General features: G+C 61.6%; 22 protein-coding genes and 1 tRNA gene. 11 read left to right on the top strand and 12 right to left on the bottom strand.

Annotated features, from left to right (window positions below; translation table 11 throughout):
- Window positions 1–170: 170 nt before the first annotated feature.
- Complete coding sequence (locus ACG873_RS24080; protein ID WP_394888296.1) at window positions 171–998, top strand: DUF2189 domain-containing protein; 828 nt, start codon at window positions 171–173, stop codon at window positions 996–998.
- 58 nt (window positions 999–1,056) lie between these two features.
- Here ACG873_RS24080 and ACG873_RS24075 read toward each other — a convergent pair whose 3' ends face one another.
- The 6 genes from ACG873_RS24075 to ACG873_RS24050 form a co-directional block, all read right to left on the bottom strand.
- Window positions 1,057–1,452 carry a cytochrome C oxidase subunit IV family protein gene (locus ACG873_RS24075; protein ID WP_394888294.1) on the bottom strand — a complete coding sequence of 132 codons (396 nt, stop codon included), beginning with the start codon at window positions 1,450–1,452 and terminating at the stop codon, window positions 1,057–1,059.
- A gap of 9 nt (window positions 1,453–1,461) precedes the next feature.
- A complete protein-coding gene (locus ACG873_RS24070; protein WP_394888293.1) occupies window positions 1,462–2,184 on the bottom strand; it encodes a heme-copper oxidase subunit III family protein in 723 nt (240 codons plus the stop codon).
- Between the two features lie 12 nt (window positions 2,185–2,196).
- On the bottom strand, window positions 2,197–2,901 hold the full coding sequence (locus ACG873_RS24065; RefSeq protein ID WP_394888291.1) for a cytochrome c oxidase subunit 3: 705 nt from the start codon (window positions 2,899–2,901) through the stop codon (window positions 2,197–2,199).
- Window positions 2,898–4,673, bottom strand: coding sequence for a cytochrome c oxidase subunit I (gene ctaD / locus ACG873_RS24060; RefSeq protein ID WP_394888288.1), 1,776 nt, complete (start codon window positions 4,671–4,673; stop codon window positions 2,898–2,900). The genes ACG873_RS24065 and ctaD overlap by 4 nt, the downstream gene beginning before the upstream one ends.
- An 84-nt stretch (window positions 4,674–4,757) precedes the next feature.
- Window positions 4,758–5,591: a cytochrome c oxidase subunit II gene (locus ACG873_RS24055; RefSeq protein WP_394888286.1), complete on the bottom strand. Its 834-nt coding sequence runs from the start codon at window positions 5,589–5,591 to the stop codon at window positions 4,758–4,760.
- A gap of 171 nt (window positions 5,592–5,762) precedes the next feature.
- Window positions 5,763–6,299 carry a hypothetical protein gene (locus tag ACG873_RS24050; RefSeq protein WP_394888284.1) on the bottom strand — a complete coding sequence of 179 codons (537 nt, stop codon included), beginning with the start codon at window positions 6,297–6,299 and terminating at the stop codon, window positions 5,763–5,765.
- Window positions 6,300–6,319: 20 nt separating this feature from the next.
- On the opposite strand from ACG873_RS24050, the gene ACG873_RS24045 reads away from it, so the two are divergent.
- Window positions 6,320–6,571: a hypothetical protein gene (locus tag ACG873_RS24045; protein ID WP_394888282.1), complete on the top strand. Its 252-nt coding sequence runs from the start codon at window positions 6,320–6,322 to the stop codon at window positions 6,569–6,571.
- A 509-nt stretch (window positions 6,572–7,080) separates the two neighbouring features.
- Here the strand turns inward: ACG873_RS24045 and ACG873_RS24040 are convergent.
- Window positions 7,081–7,155 (bottom strand) — tRNA-Gly (locus tag ACG873_RS24040).
- Window positions 7,156–7,350: 195 nt separating this feature from the next.
- On the opposite strand from ACG873_RS24040, the gene ACG873_RS24035 reads away from it, so the two are divergent.
- The 4 genes from ACG873_RS24035 (at window position 7,351) to ACG873_RS24020 (ending at window position 9,974) form a co-directional block, all read left to right on the top strand.
- The gene (locus ACG873_RS24035; RefSeq protein ID WP_394888280.1) at window positions 7,351–7,848 is read left to right on the top strand and encodes a prolyl-tRNA synthetase associated domain-containing protein; all 498 of its coding nucleotides are present in this window, start codon (window positions 7,351–7,353) and stop codon (window positions 7,846–7,848) included.
- 79 nt (window positions 7,849–7,927) lie between these two features.
- Window positions 7,928–8,929 (top strand): thioredoxin, encoded by a 1,002-nt coding sequence (gene trxA, locus ACG873_RS24030; RefSeq protein ID WP_394888279.1) that lies wholly within the window; start codon window positions 7,928–7,930, stop codon window positions 8,927–8,929.
- Window positions 8,930–9,044: 115 nt separating this feature from the next.
- Window positions 9,045–9,716, top strand: coding sequence for an LON peptidase substrate-binding domain-containing protein (locus tag ACG873_RS24025; protein WP_394888278.1), 672 nt, complete (start codon window positions 9,045–9,047; stop codon window positions 9,714–9,716).
- 24 nt (window positions 9,717–9,740) lie between these two features.
- Window positions 9,741–9,974 carry a Trm112 family protein gene (locus ACG873_RS24020; RefSeq protein WP_394893677.1) on the top strand — a complete coding sequence of 78 codons (234 nt, stop codon included), beginning with the start codon at window positions 9,741–9,743 and terminating at the stop codon, window positions 9,972–9,974.
- 111 nt (window positions 9,975–10,085) lie between these two features.
- Here the strand turns inward: ACG873_RS24020 and ACG873_RS24015 are convergent, their stop codons facing one another.
- Both ACG873_RS24015 and ACG873_RS24010 read right to left on the bottom strand, forming a co-directional pair.
- On the bottom strand, window positions 10,086–10,535 hold the full coding sequence (locus ACG873_RS24015) for a GNAT family N-acetyltransferase (RefSeq protein ID WP_394888275.1): 450 nt from the start codon (window positions 10,533–10,535) through the stop codon (window positions 10,086–10,088).
- On the bottom strand, window positions 10,536–11,570 hold the full coding sequence (locus ACG873_RS24010) for an aspartate-semialdehyde dehydrogenase (protein WP_394888273.1): 1,035 nt from the start codon (window positions 11,568–11,570) through the stop codon (window positions 10,536–10,538).
- 370 nt (window positions 11,571–11,940) lie between these two features.
- On the opposite strand from ACG873_RS24010, the gene ACG873_RS24005 reads away from it, so the two are divergent.
- Together ACG873_RS24005 and ACG873_RS24000 are read left to right on the top strand one after the other, a co-directional pair.
- Window positions 11,941–12,336, top strand: coding sequence for a DUF6152 family protein (locus tag ACG873_RS24005; RefSeq protein ID WP_394888272.1), 396 nt, complete (start codon window positions 11,941–11,943; stop codon window positions 12,334–12,336).
- Window positions 12,337–12,341: 5 nt separating this feature from the next.
- Window positions 12,342–12,818: a DUF2214 domain-containing protein gene (locus tag ACG873_RS24000; protein WP_394888270.1), complete on the top strand. Its 477-nt coding sequence runs from the start codon at window positions 12,342–12,344 to the stop codon at window positions 12,816–12,818.
- A 16-nt stretch (window positions 12,819–12,834) separates the two neighbouring features.
- Here ACG873_RS24000 and leuB read toward each other — a convergent pair whose 3' ends face one another.
- Window positions 12,835–13,947 (bottom strand): 3-isopropylmalate dehydrogenase, encoded by a 1,113-nt coding sequence (gene leuB, locus ACG873_RS23995; protein ID WP_394888267.1) that lies wholly within the window; start codon window positions 13,945–13,947, stop codon window positions 12,835–12,837.
- Window positions 13,948–14,098: 151 nt separating this feature from the next.
- On the opposite strand from leuB, the gene ACG873_RS23990 reads away from it, so the two are divergent.
- Window positions 14,099–14,311: a type II toxin-antitoxin system VapB family antitoxin gene (locus ACG873_RS23990; RefSeq protein ID WP_394888265.1), complete on the top strand. Its 213-nt coding sequence runs from the start codon at window positions 14,099–14,101 to the stop codon at window positions 14,309–14,311.
- The gene (locus ACG873_RS23985) at window positions 14,308–14,694 is read left to right on the top strand and encodes a PIN domain nuclease (RefSeq protein WP_394888262.1); all 387 of its coding nucleotides are present in this window, start codon (window positions 14,308–14,310) and stop codon (window positions 14,692–14,694) included. Before ACG873_RS23990 ends, ACG873_RS23985 begins: the two co-directional genes overlap by 4 nt.
- A gap of 2 nt (window positions 14,695–14,696) precedes the next feature.
- Here the strand turns inward: ACG873_RS23985 and ACG873_RS23980 are convergent, their stop codons facing one another.
- Both ACG873_RS23980 and leuD read right to left on the bottom strand, forming a co-directional pair.
- A complete protein-coding gene (locus tag ACG873_RS23980; protein ID WP_394888260.1) occupies window positions 14,697–15,083 on the bottom strand; it encodes a RidA family protein in 387 nt (128 codons plus the stop codon).
- Window positions 15,080–15,685, bottom strand: a complete 606-nt coding sequence (gene leuD, locus ACG873_RS23975; protein ID WP_394888259.1) for a 3-isopropylmalate dehydratase small subunit — start codon at window positions 15,683–15,685, stop codon at window positions 15,080–15,082. The genes ACG873_RS23980 and leuD overlap by 4 nt, the downstream gene beginning before the upstream one ends.
- Window positions 15,686–15,844: 159 nt before the next feature.
- Between leuD and ACG873_RS23970 the strand changes: the two genes are divergently transcribed.
- Complete coding sequence (locus ACG873_RS23970) at window positions 15,845–16,108, top strand: zf-TFIIB domain-containing protein (RefSeq protein WP_394888257.1); 264 nt, start codon at window positions 15,845–15,847, stop codon at window positions 16,106–16,108.
- Window positions 16,109–16,123: the final 15 nt, after the last annotated feature.

Here is a 16,123-nt window from a genome sequence, read left to right as displayed (position 1 = left end):
CCGGCAACGCCAGAAGAGCGGCTCGAAGTGCGTCGGCGGGGGGCGACAAATCGTCCCAGGCAAGTTATGTTGAGCGCGGTGCAGGTCGCGGTTTCGCGTGGCCAGTCACGCTGGACGGCAGCACCGTGAATCGCGACCACACCGGACCTGGTCCAGGAGGAAAAATGGTCATGGCGAATTTTCACGTGCTTGCAGGCCCCAACCAAAAGAAGGCCGTGGTTCAACCCACGGTTCGTCGCATCACGATTGCGGATATATTCGATGCACTGCGCCGGGGGCTGGACGATTTCTGGGATAAGCCGTCGCATTACGTATTTCTATGCCTGATCTACCCCGTCGTCGGTGTGATCCTGATCACGTGGTCCTCGGGCGGCAACGCGCTGCAGTTGATATATCCGCTCGCGACGGGATTCGCCCTGCTTGGACCATTGGCCGCGATCGGTCTCTATGAAATAAGCCGGCGGCGGGAACTCAACCTCGACACGTCCTGGACGCATGCGCTCGAGGTGCGTAACTCCCCGGCTATCCCCGCCATCATCGCGGTCGGTGTCTTGCTGGTGGGGCTGTTCGTAGCCTGGCTGCTTACAGCGCAGGCGCTGTTCAACTGGCTGTACGGCGCAGACGTGCCGGCATCCATTACGGCGTTTGTCGCCGACGTGCTCACCACCGAACGAGGCTGGACCCTGATCATCCTGGGCAACCTGGCCGGCTTCCTGTTCGCGGTGGTCGTTCTGAGCACAGTCATCACCTTTCCGCTCCTGCTCGACCGGGACGTCGGCGCGGCTGCCGCGCTCCAGACGTCCGCGCAGGCCATGATTACGAATCCAGTTCCGATATTATTGTGGGGACTGATCGTCGCGGTCGCGCTCTTCCTGGGGTCGCTGCCGCTCTTTGTCGGCCTCGCCATCGTCATCCCGGTGCTCGGCCACTCGACCTGGCATCTCTACCGGAAGGTGGTCGAAACCCCGCCGGCCAAGAGGCGGCGCGTCCAGCGCTGACAAGCTTTTCTTTGTTACGACCGGCGCATTCTGCGCCGGTCATCCCCGCCCTTCGACCCTATCCGCCCGTGCCGAAGAAGTTCAGGCGCGTCAGGGCCGTATAGTCGGCCTCGAACACCATCAGCGCTACGAAAACCAGCACCGCCACCGGCGGCAGCAGGATTGCCCAGCTGAGCGCTGGCCGTTCGAATGCCATATGCATGAACACGGCGACGATCAGCCCCGCCTTCAGCACCATGAAGATCAGGATCAGGGTCCATCTGAGATAGCCCTCGAAACCGGCATAGTCGACGAAATAGGAGCAGGCGCTGAGAATGAACAGCCACCCCCAGACTATGAGATAGAGCCTGATCGGGTGCTCCTGATGCACCTCCGCATGCGCCGTCGTCGCCAACGCGTCGTGCCCGTGAGCATGCGCGCTATGTTCCGAGCCGTGTACCGTTGCTTCAGCCATGTCCGCCTCTCACCAAAGATAGAAAAATGCGAAGATGAAGACCCAGACGAGATCGACGAAGTGCCAGTAAAGGCCCATGATCTCGACGCTCTCGTAATTGCCTCGCCGGCTCGTGAAGAACCCCCGTTCGCCGACATCGTAATCGCCGCGCCAGACTTTTCGGGCAACGATGATCAGGAAGATCACGCCGATCGTGACATGGGTGCCGTGGAAGCCGGTGATCATGAAGAAGGTCGCGCCGAACTGCTCCGCCCCCCACGGATTGCCCCATGGCCGCACGCCCTCGCTGATCAGCTTGGTCCATTCGAAGGCCTGCATGCCGACGAAGGTCGCGCCAAGCGCGGCGGTGACCAGCATCAGGATCGCCGACATCTTGCGGTTGCGCCGGTAGCCCTGCATGACCGCCATCGCCATGGTGCCGGACGACGAGATCAGGACGAAAGTCATGATGGCGATCAGGAGCAGCGGAACGCTGACATCGCCGATATGCAGGCTGAAAACCTCGCTCGCATTGGGCCATGGCGTCACGGTCGACATGCGCGCGGTCATGTAGGAGAGCAGGAAGCAACCGAAGATGAACGTGTCGGAGAGGAGGAAGATCCACATCATGGCCTTCCCCCAGGAGACGTTCTTGAACGCCCGCTGGTCGGACGACCAGTCCGAAGCGATGCCTCGCAAGCCGTCCGGCCGCGGGCCGATCCCGGTTGTGTTCGTCAGCGTCGTCTCTGCCATCCGCTTTGTCCTTCAGGTCAGCAGTTGTCGGCAAATGTCGATGAAGTCGGCGGCCCAGCCGGCCAGAAGCACGAAGACCGCGAGCCAGACGAAGAGCAGGAAATGCCAGTACATGGCGCACAGTTCCACGCTGAGCCGCAGCCGGTCGGGGGAGTATTTTCCCCAGGCGCCCGCCGTCGTCCGGGCGAGCGCCACCAGGCCGCCGACAATGTGCAGGCCGTGCATGCCGGTGATCATGTAGAAAAAACTGTTGGCCGGGTTGGAGACGAGCAGGTAGCCGCTTGCTGAAAGCTCGCGCCACGCCGCCAGTTGCCCGGCGAGGAAGGCGAGCGTCGTGAAACCGCTGGTGACGAGGCCGAGCCGCACCATATCGATCTGGCCGCGGCGGGCGGCCACCACCGCGCATTGCAGCGCGACGCTGGAAAGAACCAGCACGCCGGTGTTGAGCCACAGCAGGCGCGGTATCGGCAGCGGCTGCCAGTCCGACAGCTCCATGCGCATGAAATAAGCACTCGCAAACAGCGCGAACAAGCACCCCACGACTGCCAGGAACACGCCGAGGCCGATTTTGGCGGTCGGCATGCCTGTCACGTCGATTTCGGGCAAAGCGCCGGCCGGCCCGTGCTCCAGCCAGGGCTTCGACATCACGCCCTGGTTCAAGAGCCACCAACCGGCGATGCCGGCGATCACAAGCAGGAATACCAGTACGACGCTCATGCCAGCCCCGTGGCGGGCCTGCCGGTGCCGGGATCGTTCTGGGCGATGAAATCTTCTTTCGCTCCCGGCACGCTGTAATCATAGGCCCAGCGATAGACGATCGGCAGCTCCTTGCCGAAATTGCCGTGCGGAGGCGGCGTTTCGGACGTCTGCCATTCCAGCGTGGTGGCGCGCCACGGATTGCCGCCCGCCTCGCGGCCGTTCCAGATGCTCCAGATCAGGTTGAAGAGGAATACCAGTTGGGCGAAGCCGACGACCAGTGCCGCCACGGAGATGAAGGCGTTGAGATTCTCTATCGGCGCGGTGATGAAGGCCGGCTCGCCGATCTCGGGATAGCGGCGGGGCACGCCGACCAGCCCGACATAGTGCATCGGGAAGAAGATCGCATAGGCACCGACGAAGGTGACCCAGAAGTGGAACTGGCCCAGCGCCTCGTTCAGCATCCGCCCGGTGATTTTCGGGTACCAGTGATAGATCGCGCCGAAGATAACGAGGATCGGCGCGACGCCCATGACCATGTGGAAATGCGCGACGACGAACATCGTATCCGAGAGCGGTACGTCAACAACAACATTGCCGAGGAACAGCCCCGTCAGCCCGCCATTGACGAAGGTGACGATGAAAGCCAGCGCAAATAGCATCGGGATGGTCAGGTGGATGTCGCCGCGCCACAGCGTCAGCACCCAGTTGTAGACCTTGATGGCGGTGGGAACCGCGATGATCAGTGTTGTTGTTGCAAAGAAGAAGCCGAAATAAGGATGCATGCCCGAGACATACATGTGGTGCGCCCAGACGATGAAGGAGAGCGCGCCGATGCCGACGATCGCCCACACCATCATGCGGTAGCCGAAGATGTTTTTCCGCGCATGGGTCGAGATCAGGTCGGAGACGATGCCGAAGGCGGGCAGCGCTACGATATAGACCTCCGGGTGGCCGAAGAACCAGAACAGGTGCTGGAACAGGATCGGGCTGCCGCCGCCATAGCTCAGCTGCTCGCCCATCTCGACCAGCGCCGGCATGAAGAAGCTGGTGCCGAGGACGCGGTCGAACAGCATCATCACGCTGGCGACGAACAGTGCCGGGAAGGCGAGCAGCGCCATCACGGTGGCGGTGAAGATGCCCCACACGGTCAAGGGCATGCGCATCAGCGTCATGCCGCGGGCGCGGCCCTGCAGCACGGTGACGACATAGTTCAGGCCGCCCATGGTGAAGCCGATGATGAACAGGATCAGCGAGACCAGCATCAGGATGATGCCGGCCTGCTGGCCGCCGGGCGTGCCGCCGAGGATCGCCTGCGGCGGATAGAGCGTCCAGCCGGCGCCGGTCGGGCCGCCGGGGGCGAAGAAGCTCGCGACCAGCACCAGCACCGCCAGCAGGTAGATCCAGTAGGAGAGCATGTTCACATAGGGGAACACCATGTCCCGCGCGCCGACCATCAGCGGGATGAGATAGTTGCCGAAGCCGCCGAGGAAGAGCGCGGTGAGCAGGTAGATCACCATGATCATGCCGTGCATGGTGATGAACTGGTAATAGGCTTCGGGCGTGATGAAGTCGAAGGTGCCGGGGAAGCCGAGCTGCAGCCGCATCAGCCACGACAGCACCAGCGCCACCATGCCGATGGCAATCGCGGTGCCCGAATACTGGATGGCTATGACCTTCGCGTCCTGCGAGAAGACGTATTTGGTCCACCAGCTATGCGGATGGTAAAGTTCGACCTCCGGCACTTCGGCCGGCGGGATGACATCCACGGCGCCAGGTGTGACATCGACCATCGGTTCGCCTCCCTTGCACTCTTCGGCGGCAAGTCCTGCGGACCAGGACCGCCGTCAAAATCTCCTACGCTGCTGCCTCCCCGTTCAAGGCCGCACCACCGTCTGTTCGGTCGCGCCGACCTGCTCGGGGGTCGAAAGCTGCGCGAATGTCGACTGCTCGCCGAGCCACGTGGCGTAATCTTCCGCGGTATCGATCATGACGATGCCACGCATGAAACCGTGACCGGTGCCGCAGAGTTCCGCGCACAGCACCTCGAAGGTTCCCGTCCGCGTCGGGGTGAACCAGAAATAGGTGACCGAACCGGGAATCATGTCCATCTTGGCGCGGAACTCGGGCACGTAGAAATCGTGCAGCACATCGATCGAGCGCAGCAGCATCTTTACCGGCTTGTCCATGGGCAAATGCAGGTCCGCGGCCTCGACGACCACGTCGTCCTGGCCGTTGGGATCGTCCGGATTGACGCCCAGCGGATTTTCGGGACTGACCAGATGACTGCCGGAGGTGCCGAGCTTGCCGTCCGCCCCCGGCAGCCGGTAGCTCCACTGCCATTGCTGGGCTATCACCTCAACTTCGGTGGCGTCGGCGGGCACCGTGACGAATTGGCTCCACACGAACAGGCCGGGAACCAGCATTGCCGTGACGCCGAGCCCGGTCAGGATGGTCAGCCACCATTCCAGCCGTTTGTTCTCCGGCTCGTAGTGGGCGACATTGCCTTCCTTGTGGCGGAAGCGCCAGACGCAATAGGCCATGAACAGCACGACGGCGGCGAACACGGCGCCGGTGATCCAGAATGTGATGATCAGCGTCGAGTCGATATAGCCCCAGTTCGAGGCGATGGGCGTCCACCACCAAGGGCTCAAGGCGTGGAACAGGACCGAGCCCACCACGACCAGAACGAGTACAAGCGCAATCGCCATGCCCCGATTCCTCCGCAATCCGGGGAAACCTCCGATCCCGCGGAATGCGACAGCATCATAGCGTGATTTGCCGCGAAAATTCCATTGCGCGGTTTTGTCGCGGGCAGACGCGAAAAAGCTGCGGAATTCGCCGAATACCAGGACTTGGCGTGCGCCGGCCCAGCAATGTGGTCATAAGTTTTGGCGGGATGGAAAATGGCCTTCGCGATACCGCAGAAGCCCATAGATGAAGGCTAGTATGCCGGCGAGTTCCAGCCCCTCTTCCATGTTGGTGAGTATCCGGTAGCGGACCGACTCGACGCCTTCCGCTTCCGCAACGCTGCCCCCGAACATTTCGAGGATGACGGCGCCGCTCAGAAAAAGCGCCGCCGATAGAAGAAACAACATGCCAATCCTGGGCGGAAGCGCGCGAATAAAGGGCATGTAGGCAACCAATCCAGCCAGGCTGAGGACACCGGCTGGGGCGGCCCAGGCAAAATACAAAAGCCCCGAATTGTCCATTCGGGAACCCAGTGCGGAAGAGACTTTTTCGTGGATGCCACAGAATTCGTCGAAAGAAAGCAGCAGAAAAAGCAGCGCCAGGAAATACCAATGCCATTTGAAGGGATGACGACGCGAAGATGCGTCGTCCGCGGCGATGAAAAAGAAGGCCTGCCGCAGTAAAGAGCGACAGGACCGAGATCCAGGTGAAGGCGCTTCGTTCCACATCCACATCGAGAAGCCAAACCTTGGCCGACAAGTCCGGATGCGGCCCAACGTATAACGTCAGGTCCTGGCCGATGCTGGCGCAAAGAAGCAACAAAGAAAATCCCGCGACGATCGCAAGCCCGGTTTTCCATGTCTCGAAAGATCGCGCTTCCGGCAACGACGTCTTTTCGACGAAAGCAGCCATATCACCCTCTCGGCAATACCATCTCGACGTCGAACCAAATGACCAGCACAAAAAGGGAAAACGCTACCGCGAGAAGGGCCGCACTTAGAGCGAGGGCAAAATCTGTTCGACGGTGAGCCATCCGGCGAGAACTATTGAGTACCGAAAAAGCTCCGCACCGGCACGGCCTTTTGTGAAACTTTTATGAACTTTTTATGACAGTCGACATCTAACTGTGATGGACCTCGCCAGGTCGGCGAAAGTACGCGCAACCAGCAAGAAGCGAGCATAATGCACCACGACGTGCAGGAGAGACGATCACCCGCTACGGCAAGTCTCACATCTTCAACGCCGATCAGGGCTCTAAGCTCATCGGCTACGATGCTCAAGGATGCCGGCATCGCAAGCCTGATCCACCTCAGTCAAGCCACCAAACGGTCTTCCCGGACGGATCATTAGGTGACAATCGCGATCGACGCCGCCTCGGATGCGCCGCTGTACGCTTGAGGTTACCCGAAAGCGGAACGCCTCTTGGCCGGTCGCGATTTACATTGGTTCCAAAACGAAAAAGCCGCGGAATTCCGCGGCTTTTCATTTGCTTGATTTCCTGGAAGAAACTGGAGCGGGTGAAGCGATTCGAACGCTCGACCCCAACCTTGGCAAGGTTGTGCTCTACCCCTGAGCTACACCCGCTCGCACGGCGTCGGCCGCAAGCCGCGCCTATATGGCCGAAGAGCGAGCCGATTGCAACAGGGAAATGGCGGGTGTTCGTGCGGCGCTTTTGCTCGTCCTCGGCTTCGGCTGCGCCCGCCGCTTCCGGTCTTGTCTTGCGGCCGGCTTTGGTCATAAACCGGTGCCGACCAGCGTTCGCTCCGGAAAATTGCAGCCATGCCGAAATCGCCCGAAGACCTTTTCGCCTATCTCGACGGTCTCGGCATTTCGGTCCGGACAAAATCCCATCCGCCGCTGTTCACGGTTGCCGATTCGCAGGCGCTCCGCGGCGAGATTCCTGGCGGACACACCAAGAACCTGTTCCTCAAGGACAAGAAGGACAATTTTTTCCTCGTCACGGTCGGCGAAGAGGCGGAAGTGGATTTGAAGCAGATCCACCATGTCATCGGGGCAGCAAGCCGGGTTTCGTTCGGCAAGCCTGAGCCGCTGATGGAACTTTTGGGCGTCACGTCCGGCGCGGTCACCGCCTTCGGCCTGATCAACGATACGGCCGGCCGGGTAAAATTCGTTATCGACGAGGCGCTGATGCGGGAGGAGATCGTCAATGCGCATCCGCTGACCAATGAAGCGACCACGTCCATCGCCGGCGGCGACCTCCTCGCCTTCGTTCGGGCGACCGGACACGAGCCTCATATCTTGAAAGTATCAGCATGAATGCCACATGGTGGCGCAGGGCCGCCGGCAATGGCGACCACGCCGCGATGGCGGACCGGCAGCGACCGAAAGGGTAGCAATGAACACCAAGGACAATCCGTTCGGCGGCATGGGAAGTCAGTATTCCACCAGCGTGCAGTACGGCAACGGCCAGCCGCCGGCGCGCGAGCCCGCGCCCGGCCCGGCAGCAGCGCCGCTCGCGGTCGAACCCTTCACAGTCAAGGACGTCACCACCAAGAGCTTCGCCGCCGACGTTATCCAGGAATCGCGCCGCCAGCCGGTGCTGGTCGATTTCTGGGCGCCCTGGTGCGGCCCGTGCAAGCAGCTCGCGCCAGCCCTCGAAAAGGTGGTGCAGGCCGCCGCCGGCCGCGTCAAGTTGGTCAAGATGAACATCGACGAGCACCCGGCCATTGCCGGCCAGCTTGGCATCCAGTCGATCCCGGCGGTCATCGCCTTCAAGGACGGCCAGCCGGTCGACGGCTTCATGGGGGCCATCCCCGAAAGCCAGATCCGCAATTTCGTCGACAAGGTCGCCGGCAAGGGCGACGGCCAGGCGCAGATCGCCGACGCGCTGACTGCGGCCGCCGAGGCGCGCGATGCCGGCGACCTGCAAGACGCTGCGCAGATCTACGACGCCGTTCTGGCGCAGGCTCCCGACAATGCCGACGCGATCGCCGGCCTTGCCGACATTCTGTTCCAGGCCGGAGACAGCGCGGCTGCGCAGGAAGTTCTGGCGCGCGTCCCGGAAGACAAGAAGGATGTTCCCGCAATCGCCGCCGTCCGCGCCAAGCTCGCACTTGCCGAGCAGGCCGCCGCGCTCGGCGATCCGGGAGAACTGGAACGCCGCCTTGCCGCCGATCCGAAGGACCATCAGGCCCGCTTCGACCTTGCCATGATCCAGAATGCGCTCGGGCAGCGGGAAGAGGCGGCCGACAATCTGCTGGCGATCGTCAAGGCTGACCGGACATGGAAGGATGACGGCGCGCGCGCCCAGCTTCTGCAGTTCTTCGAGGCTTGGGGCCCAACCGACGAGGTGACGCTCGGCGCGCGGCGCAAGCTGTCGTCGCTGCTATTTTCTTAGCGGCTTGCCTGCTTTGAATGGAAACACGCCGGCTGTTCCGTTCGGAGGACTGAATTGACTTGCGGATTCCGGCAAATGCTCCAGATTCAGGGCTATCGCCGGAACGGAGAATGAGATGCAGGCGGGAAACGCCCATTACCGGCTCCCATCCGATCTGCCCACCGTAGTCGCGGTGTTTCCGCTGTCTGGCGCACTGCTGCTGCCGGGCGGGCGCATGCCGCTCAATATCTTCGAGCCGCGCTATCTGCAGATGGTCGACGAGGTTATGTCGGGAACGCGGCTGATCGGCATGGTGCAGCCGGCCCTCGATGGGTCGATGCGCGGTGATGGCGAGCCGGAGATCTGCGAGGTCGGATGCCTCGGCCGGGTCACATCGCTCGCCGAAACCGGCGACGGCCGCTATCTGATCTCGCTACAGGGCGTCTGCCGCTACCGGATCGCCGAGGAGGTGACCGTGAAGACGCCGTTCAGGCAGTGCCGCATCATGCCCTTCCTGGCCGATTTGAAGGAGGACCCAGCCGCCGGGGACGTCAACCGGCCGGCGCTCCTCAAGGCTTTCCGCTCCTATCTGCAGGCCAACGATCTGGAAGCCGATTGGGACAGCGTCAGCCGCGCCGAAAACGCCATGCTGGTCAACGCGCTGTCTATGATGGCGCCTTACGGCGCGGCCGAAAAGCAGGCGCTACTCGAGGCACCGGACTTGAAGACGCGCGCCGATACGCTGATCGCGATCACCGAAATGGCGCTGGCGCGCGAAGATAACGAGTTCGGCTCCAGCCTGCAGTAGTGATACCGGGAGAGGTGTGTGGCGATGCGGAAAGAGCAGAACCTCAAAATCGACGTCAAGCTGCTCGAATTGCTTGCCTGTCCGCTGACAAAGGGCCCGCTGGTCTGGGATGAAGAGAAATCCGAGCTCTATTCGCGGCTGGCCAAACTCGCCTATCCTGTGCGCGACGGCATACCGGTGATGCTTCCTTCGGAGGCGCGCACCGTCGATCCGGACGCCGAACCTGCCCGCCCGGCGCGGTCGCGCAGCCGGGAATGAAGGGCGCGAAGCTCAGGGTCGGCCACCTTTTCCCACAAGGGGAGAAGGCAGAAAGCGCCTCGCACGGGCGGAAAAGGAACTGTCTCTGCGGCACAAGTGCGAAGTGCAGCGTCAGCTTCGCCTCAGATACCGGATATCGGGGAGCTTCTCTTCATTTCCTGAGCCGTCGCTGAACTTTGCGGCCGTGAATCCGTGCCGTTCATAGAAACGCCGCGCGCCGGAATTGGCCTGAAAACAGTGCAGCTTCACCTCCGTCATGCCTGCGGTCGCCAGTCCGAGAAGCCGGCTGCCGATGCCGCGGCCGGTCCAGGCGGGATCGATGTAGAGCTGCTCCACCCATTCGCCCTGGATAGCAATGAAGCCGACGATGCCCTCGCCGGCTTCGGCGACCGTCACACGCTGCCGCGGCAGCACGGTCCCGCTGATGAACGCCAGATCTTCGTCCGGCGTATGCACCGTCGGCATCCACGCGAACGATCCGAGCGCTGCCCGCATGATCCTTGCGATGTCGCGAGCGTCCGACCCGGTGGCCGGACGCAGCGCCACATCGGCGGATGACAATCAGGCCGCCTTCTTCTTCGGCGTGATCAACCCGCGCTCGACCAGCAGTTCGGCGATCTGCACCGCATTGAGTGCGGCGCCCTTGCGCAAATTGTCGGAGACGATCCACATGGACAGGCCGTTGTCGATCGTCGAATCCTCGCGGATGCGCGAAATATAGGTAGCGTCCTCGCCGGCCGTGTCGATCGGCGTCGCGTAGCCGCCGTCTTCCCGCTTGTCGACGACCAGGCAGCCCGGCGCGTCGCGCAGGATTTCCCGCGCCTCGTCGGCGGTGATAGGATTCTCGAACTCGATGTTGACCGCTTCCGAATGGCCGATGAACACCGGCACGCGCACGCAGGTCGCTGTCAGCTTGATCTTCGGGTCGAGCATCTTCTTGGTCTCGGCGACCATCTTCCACTCTTCCTTGGTGAAGCCGTCATCCATGAACACGTCGATATGCGGGATGACGTTGAAGGCGATGCGCTTGGTGAACTTTTTCGCCTCGACCGGATCGGCCACGAACACTGCGCGGGTCTGTGTGAACAGTTCGTCCATGCCTTCCTTGCCGGCGCCGGAAACCGACTGGTAGGTCGCCACGACAACGCGCTTGATCCTGGCATGGTCGTGCAGCGGCTTCAGTGCCACGACAAGCTGTGCCGTCGAACAATTCGGGTTGGCGATGATGTTCTTGCGCGTGAACAGCGAGATGGCATCCGGATTGACCTCCGGCACGATCAGCGGCACGTCCTGGTCGTAACGGAAGGCCGACGAATTATCGATGACGACGCAGCCCTGCTTGCCGATCTTCGGCGACCACTCCTTCGAGACGTTGCCGCCGGCAGACATGATGCACAGGTCGGTATCGGAAAAGTCGTAGGTGTCGAGCACCTTGACCTTCAGCGTGCGGTCGCCGAACGACACTTCGGTACCCAGCGAGCGGCGCGAGGCAAGCGCCACGACCTCGTCGATGGGAAAGCCGCGCTCCTCTAGAATATTGAGCATTTCCCGGCCCACATTGCCCGTGGCGCCGACGATCGCAACCTTGAAGCCCATGTTAGTTCTCCTGTCCCTCTCCGCTCGTTTCTGGAGAAAACCCGCCGGCCGGAGCGGGTTCCATCCCCCGGGCCGGACCCGGGAGAGGGTGAGCAGGCCAAGGGAAATCAGACCGTTTTGGTGGTCGCTTTGGCCGTGGTTTTGGTGGAACGGAAGGATGCGCGTCCGCGTCCGGCACGATCGGAATCGTGGCCCGGGAAGTCGAATGCAAAGAGCGCCATCAAGAGGCCGCGCATCGTGAAAATCCTGTTCGCGGCTGCCTTTTATCCGGTTCGGGCAAAGAGTCAATGTGAGGAGCGATCAGCAGCTTGTGACTTGACCATCGGACGAGCGGCCATACCCTTGATGCATGACCGGAAAGGAGCTGGCCATGATGGACCGTGCCGACACGAATGTTTGCCGACGGACGCTTCTCGCCGCCTTGCTGTGTTTGACGGCAATCACGCCGGCGCTCGCCCACCATGGCTGGGCGTGGACCGAGGATGACCCGTTCGAACTCACCGGCACGATCGAGGACATCTATATCGGCAATCCGCATGTGACGCTGAAAGTCCGTGCCGAGGATGGGCTGTGGAATGTCGATCTTGCGCCGCTCGCGCCGACCACCCGCGCCGGCTTCGACGAGAGCGCCGCCAAAACCGGCGATACGGTGACCTGCGTCGGCTTCCGTTCGCGCGATCATGCGGAACGGCGTATGAAAGCGGCGCGCGTCGTCGTCAACGGCAACACATTCGACGTCTATCCCAACCGCGTGCCGGGCGCCTGACCGGCATGCTGGTGGAGTGGCTGCATGCGCTGCACAGCTGGGAGGTGGCGGCGCTCATCCGCCGCTCGATCTATGCATATCCGCTGCTTAACGCGACGCACATCTTCGCGCTGACGCTGCTGATCGGCACGATCCTGCCCGCCGATCTCCGGATACTCGGACTGTTCCCCAGCCTTCCGGCAGGTTCGTTCCTCAGGGTGATGACGGCGATTTCAGCAGGCGGCCTGGTGCTCGCGGTTGCCACCGGTTTCCTGCTGTTTTCGGTCCAGCCGCTGGAATACGCTGCAAACGCGGCCTTTCTGACCAAGCTTTCGCTGGTGGCGCTGGGCACGATCAACGCGATCACCATCCGCTTCAGCGCCGGATGGCGAAAGGTATCGACGGATGGCATTGCAAGCCCCGGACTCAGGGCCGGGGCGCTTCTGTCGCTGACGACCTGGATCGCAGCGCTGCTTGCCGGGCGCTGGATCGCTTTCCTGTGAAGCAGTCAGCGGGAATTCATGCCGAAAGCGCCAGAAACTTCGCGGTGATGGCGTCGCCCATCTGAACCGTGCCGACCTCGGTCATTCCGGGCGAAAGAATGTCTTTCGTGCGCAGACCGTCATTGAGCACGGCGGAGATCGCCGCTTCCAGCCGGTCGGCTTCCGCCACCATGTTGAACGAGTAGCGCAGGCACATCGCGAACGACGCGATCATCGCGATCGGGTTGGCGATGCCCTGTCCGGCAATGTCCGGCGCCGAGCCATGCACCGGCTCGTAGAGCGCCTTGCGCTTGCCCGTAATCGCGTCCGGGCTCCCAAGCGATGCCGACGGCAACATGCCGAGCGAGCCGGTCAGCATCGCGGCCACGTCCGACAGCATGTCGCCGAACAGATTGTCGGTGACGATCACGTCGAACTGCTTTGGCCAGCGGACAAGCTGCATGCCGCCGGCGTCGGCCAGCATGTGGTCGAGTTTTACGTCGGAATATTTCGCCTTGTGCGTCTGCGTCACCACCTCGTTCCACAGCACGCCCGATTTCATGACGTTGCGTTTTTCCATCGAAGTGACGCGGTTCTGCCGCGTCCGCGCCAGCTCGAAAGCGACGCCTGCGATGCGCTCGATCTCGAACGTGTCATAGACCTGCGTGTCAATGCCGCGCTTCTGGCCGTTCCCGAGGTCGATGATTTCCTTTGGTTCGCCGAAATAGACGCCGCCGGTGAGTTCCCGCACGATCAGTATGTCGAGGCCTTCAACGACCTCCGGCTTCAGCGAAGAGGATGCCGCGAGCGCCGGATAGCAGATGGCAGGGCGAAGATTTGCGAAAAGCTGCATGTCCTTGCGCAGGCGCAAAAGACCGGCTTCCGGGCGGACTTCATAAGGCGCTGCATCCCACTTCGGCCCGCCGACCGCACCGAACAGCACCGCGTCGGCCGCCATCGCCTTGGCCATGTCCGCATCGGAAATTGCCGCTCCATGCGCGTCATACGCCGAGCCGCCGACCAGCCCTTCCTCGGTCTCGAAGCCCGAGCCGAAAGCCTCGTTCATTGCCGCGATGAGCTTTCGCACCTCCGCCATCGCTTCGGGGCCGATGCCGTCGCCGGGGAGAAGGAGGAGTTTGCGCGATGCCATGGATTGACGTCTCCTGAATGCAATGGATCGCGGCTTTGCTAGCGGCAGAGCTGTTCGGACGCAAGGAGAATGCCGAGCTGGGTCATCGCACACTTGATGGCTTGCACTTGAATGTGTATCTTTTGTTCAAGAAATACACATCGAGGCTGCCATGCGCACCAATATCGACATTGACGATAAGCTGCTGGCCGAAGCCATGAAGATCGCCGGCAAGTCGAGCAAGAAAGCTACGGTTGAAGAAGCTTTGCGGCGCATGGTTCGCGCAAACAAGCAACTCAAGGCGCTCGACGCGATCCGAGGCACTGGGTGGATTGGCGATCTCGACGAAATGCGTGAAGGCCGGTTTTTCGACGAGGCCTCATGATCGTCGATAGCTCGGTATTGATCGCAGAGTTGCGCGGTCAGGATTCCGATTCCGTTCGGGCCTTCAGAGCCGCTGTCGTCCAACAGAGAGTCCTGTTAGGAGACCTGATTCTTTTAGAGGTTTTGCAAGGCGCCCGAAATGAGCGCCACGCCAATCTCCTAAAAAGCCAATTGGACCAATTCCCGACAGTCGAAATGCTGAATCGCAACGTGGCAATTGAGACAGCGCGCAACTTCCGGGTCTTGCGTGGGCATGGCGTTACCGTGCGCAAAACGATCGATCTGATAATCGCGACATATTGTATTCTGCATGGTCACACACTTCTTCATCAAGATCGAGATTTCACGCCGATGGCCGAACATCTCGGCCTGCGTCTCGCTTGATGTCAGGCGCTTCGCCGCAGCGCAGTCACTTCGATCTCAATCTTCATTTCGGGCTTGTTCAGGCTGCAGACGATCATCGTCGCGGCAGGCCTGATCTCGCCGAACGCCTCGCCGAGTATGGGAAACACCAGATCCACGAACGCCGCGTCGGTGATGTAATAGTGCGCGCGGACGACGTCGGCCAATGAGAAGCCGCCTTCGTCCAGGGCCTTGGAAATCGTCGCCAGGCAATTGCGGGTCTGCGCCTCGATGCTTTCCGGCATCGTCATGGTCGCATAGTCGTAGCCGGTCGTTCCGGAAACGAAACACCAGTCGCCCTGCACCACGGCGCGCGAATAGCCGGCGGTTTTTTCGAAGGGGGAACCGGTGGAGATGAGCTTTCGCGTCATGCCCAAGGGCGGCTCTCGGCGTTCTTCTTCTCGAAGCTGTCGATCGACGCTGCCTTTTCCAGCGTAAGCCCGATATCGTCAAGGCCGTTGAGCAAGCAATGCCGCTTGAACTCGTCGAGGTCGAACTTCACCACGCCGCCGTCCGGTCCGCGGATTTCCTTGGCTTCGAGGTCGATGGAGAGCGTGGCGTTGGAGCCGCGCGAGGCGTCGTCCATCAGCTTTTCCAGGTCTTCCGGGCTGACCGTGATCGGCAAAATGCCGTTCTTGAAGCAGTTGTTGTAAAAAATGTCGGCGAAGCTGGTCGAGATGACGCAGCGGATGCCGAAGTCGAGCAGCGCCCAGGGCGCATGCTCGCGGCTCGAGCCGCAGCCGAAATTGTCGCCGGCGACCAGGATCTGCGCCTTGCGGTAGGCCGGCTTGTTGAGCACGAAATCCGGGTTCTCCGAACCGTCGTCATTGTAGCGCATCTCAGCGAACAGGCCGGTGCCGAGCCCGGTGCGCTTGATCGTCTTCAGATAGTCCTTGGGAATGATCATGTCGGTGTCGACATTGACGATCGGCAAGGGTGCCGCAACGCCGGTGAGCTTGTTGAATTTTTCCATGGTTTTCGGCCTGAATATCGTTCCGGAAATTCCTCGCCATCGCTCTACACAAATCCCGCGCCGAATCAAAGAGCGATGCGCCCGGCCAGACCTGCATCGCTTGAAGTGCCGCCCTGTCTCCCTATCTGCGCTTCAGGAAAATCAGACCAAGGAGCAACGATGCAGTGTCCTCTGGATAATACCGAACTGGTGATGGCCGAGCGTCAGGGCATCGAGATCGACTACTGCCCGAAATGCCGCGGCGTCTGGCTTGATCGCGGCGAACTCGACAAGATCATCGAGCGATCCGCCCCGGAGGAGAGCTATCAAAAGCCTCGCGACGACGACCGCTATGGTCGGCCGGAACATCGCTCCTCCAGCCAGCAGGAGCATCGGCCCTACAAGAAGAAAAAGTCGCTGCTCGGCGAGATTTTCGACTTCTGAGCCAGAGAGCCCGCC

The organism is Allomesorhizobium aridi (assembly GCF_043769475.1).
Classification (GTDB): Bacteria; Pseudomonadota; Alphaproteobacteria; order Rhizobiales; family Rhizobiaceae; genus Allomesorhizobium.
The sequence above is the reverse complement of the archived record's forward strand: the minus strand, read 5'-3'. Positions and strand labels throughout refer to the sequence as shown.

What these genes read in the sequence shown, in the direction of transcription:
- ACG873_RS24070 (WP_394888293.1), bottom strand. Translation starts at nt 2,184, where the DNA reads ATGGCAGAGACGACGCTGACGAACACAACCGGGATCGGCCCGCGGCCG.
- ctaD (WP_394888288.1), bottom strand. Translation starts at nt 4,673, where the DNA reads ATGGTCGATGTCACACCTGGCGCCGTGGATGTCATCCCGCCGGCCGAA.
- ACG873_RS24075 (WP_394888294.1), bottom strand. Translation starts at nt 1,452, where the DNA reads ATGGCTGAAGCAACGGTACACGGCTCGGAACATAGCGCGCATGCTCAC.
- ACG873_RS24020 (WP_394893677.1), top strand. Translation starts at nt 9,741, where the DNA reads ATGCGGAAAGAGCAGAACCTCAAAATCGACGTCAAGCTGCTCGAATTG.
- ACG873_RS23970 (WP_394888257.1), top strand. Translation starts at nt 15,845, where the DNA reads ATGCAGTGTCCTCTGGATAATACCGAACTGGTGATGGCCGAGCGTCAG.
- trxA (WP_394888279.1), top strand. Translation starts at nt 7,928, where the DNA reads ATGAACACCAAGGACAATCCGTTCGGCGGCATGGGAAGTCAGTATTCC.
- ACG873_RS23985 (WP_394888262.1), top strand. Translation starts at nt 14,308, where the DNA reads ATGATCGTCGATAGCTCGGTATTGATCGCAGAGTTGCGCGGTCAGGAT.
- ACG873_RS24035 (WP_394888280.1), top strand. Translation starts at nt 7,351, where the DNA reads ATGCCGAAATCGCCCGAAGACCTTTTCGCCTATCTCGACGGTCTCGGC.
- leuB (WP_394888267.1), bottom strand. Translation starts at nt 13,947, where the DNA reads ATGGCATCGCGCAAACTCCTCCTTCTCCCCGGCGACGGCATCGGCCCC.
- ACG873_RS24005 (WP_394888272.1), top strand. Translation starts at nt 11,941, where the DNA reads ATGATGGACCGTGCCGACACGAATGTTTGCCGACGGACGCTTCTCGCC.
- ACG873_RS24025 (WP_394888278.1), top strand. Translation starts at nt 9,045, where the DNA reads ATGCAGGCGGGAAACGCCCATTACCGGCTCCCATCCGATCTGCCCACC.
- leuD (WP_394888259.1), bottom strand. Translation starts at nt 15,685, where the DNA reads ATGGAAAAATTCAACAAGCTCACCGGCGTTGCGGCACCCTTGCCGATC.
- ACG873_RS24050 (WP_394888284.1), bottom strand. Translation starts at nt 6,299, where the DNA reads ATGTGGAACGAAGCGCCTTCACCTGGATCTCGGTCCTGTCGCTCTTTA.
- ACG873_RS24080 (WP_394888296.1), top strand. Translation starts at nt 171, where the DNA reads ATGGCGAATTTTCACGTGCTTGCAGGCCCCAACCAAAAGAAGGCCGTG.
- ACG873_RS23990 (WP_394888265.1), top strand. Translation starts at nt 14,099, where the DNA reads ATGCGCACCAATATCGACATTGACGATAAGCTGCTGGCCGAAGCCATG.
- ACG873_RS24010 (WP_394888273.1), bottom strand. Translation starts at nt 11,570, where the DNA reads ATGGGCTTCAAGGTTGCGATCGTCGGCGCCACGGGCAATGTGGGCCGG.
- ACG873_RS24000 (WP_394888270.1), top strand. Translation starts at nt 12,342, where the DNA reads ATGCTGGTGGAGTGGCTGCATGCGCTGCACAGCTGGGAGGTGGCGGCG.
- ACG873_RS24055 (WP_394888286.1), bottom strand. Translation starts at nt 5,591, where the DNA reads ATGGCGATTGCGCTTGTACTCGTTCTGGTCGTGGTGGGCTCGGTCCTG.
- ACG873_RS24065 (WP_394888291.1), bottom strand. Translation starts at nt 2,901, where the DNA reads ATGAGCGTCGTACTGGTATTCCTGCTTGTGATCGCCGGCATCGCCGGT.
- ACG873_RS23980 (WP_394888260.1), bottom strand. Translation starts at nt 15,083, where the DNA reads ATGACGCGAAAGCTCATCTCCACCGGTTCCCCCTTCGAAAAAACCGCC.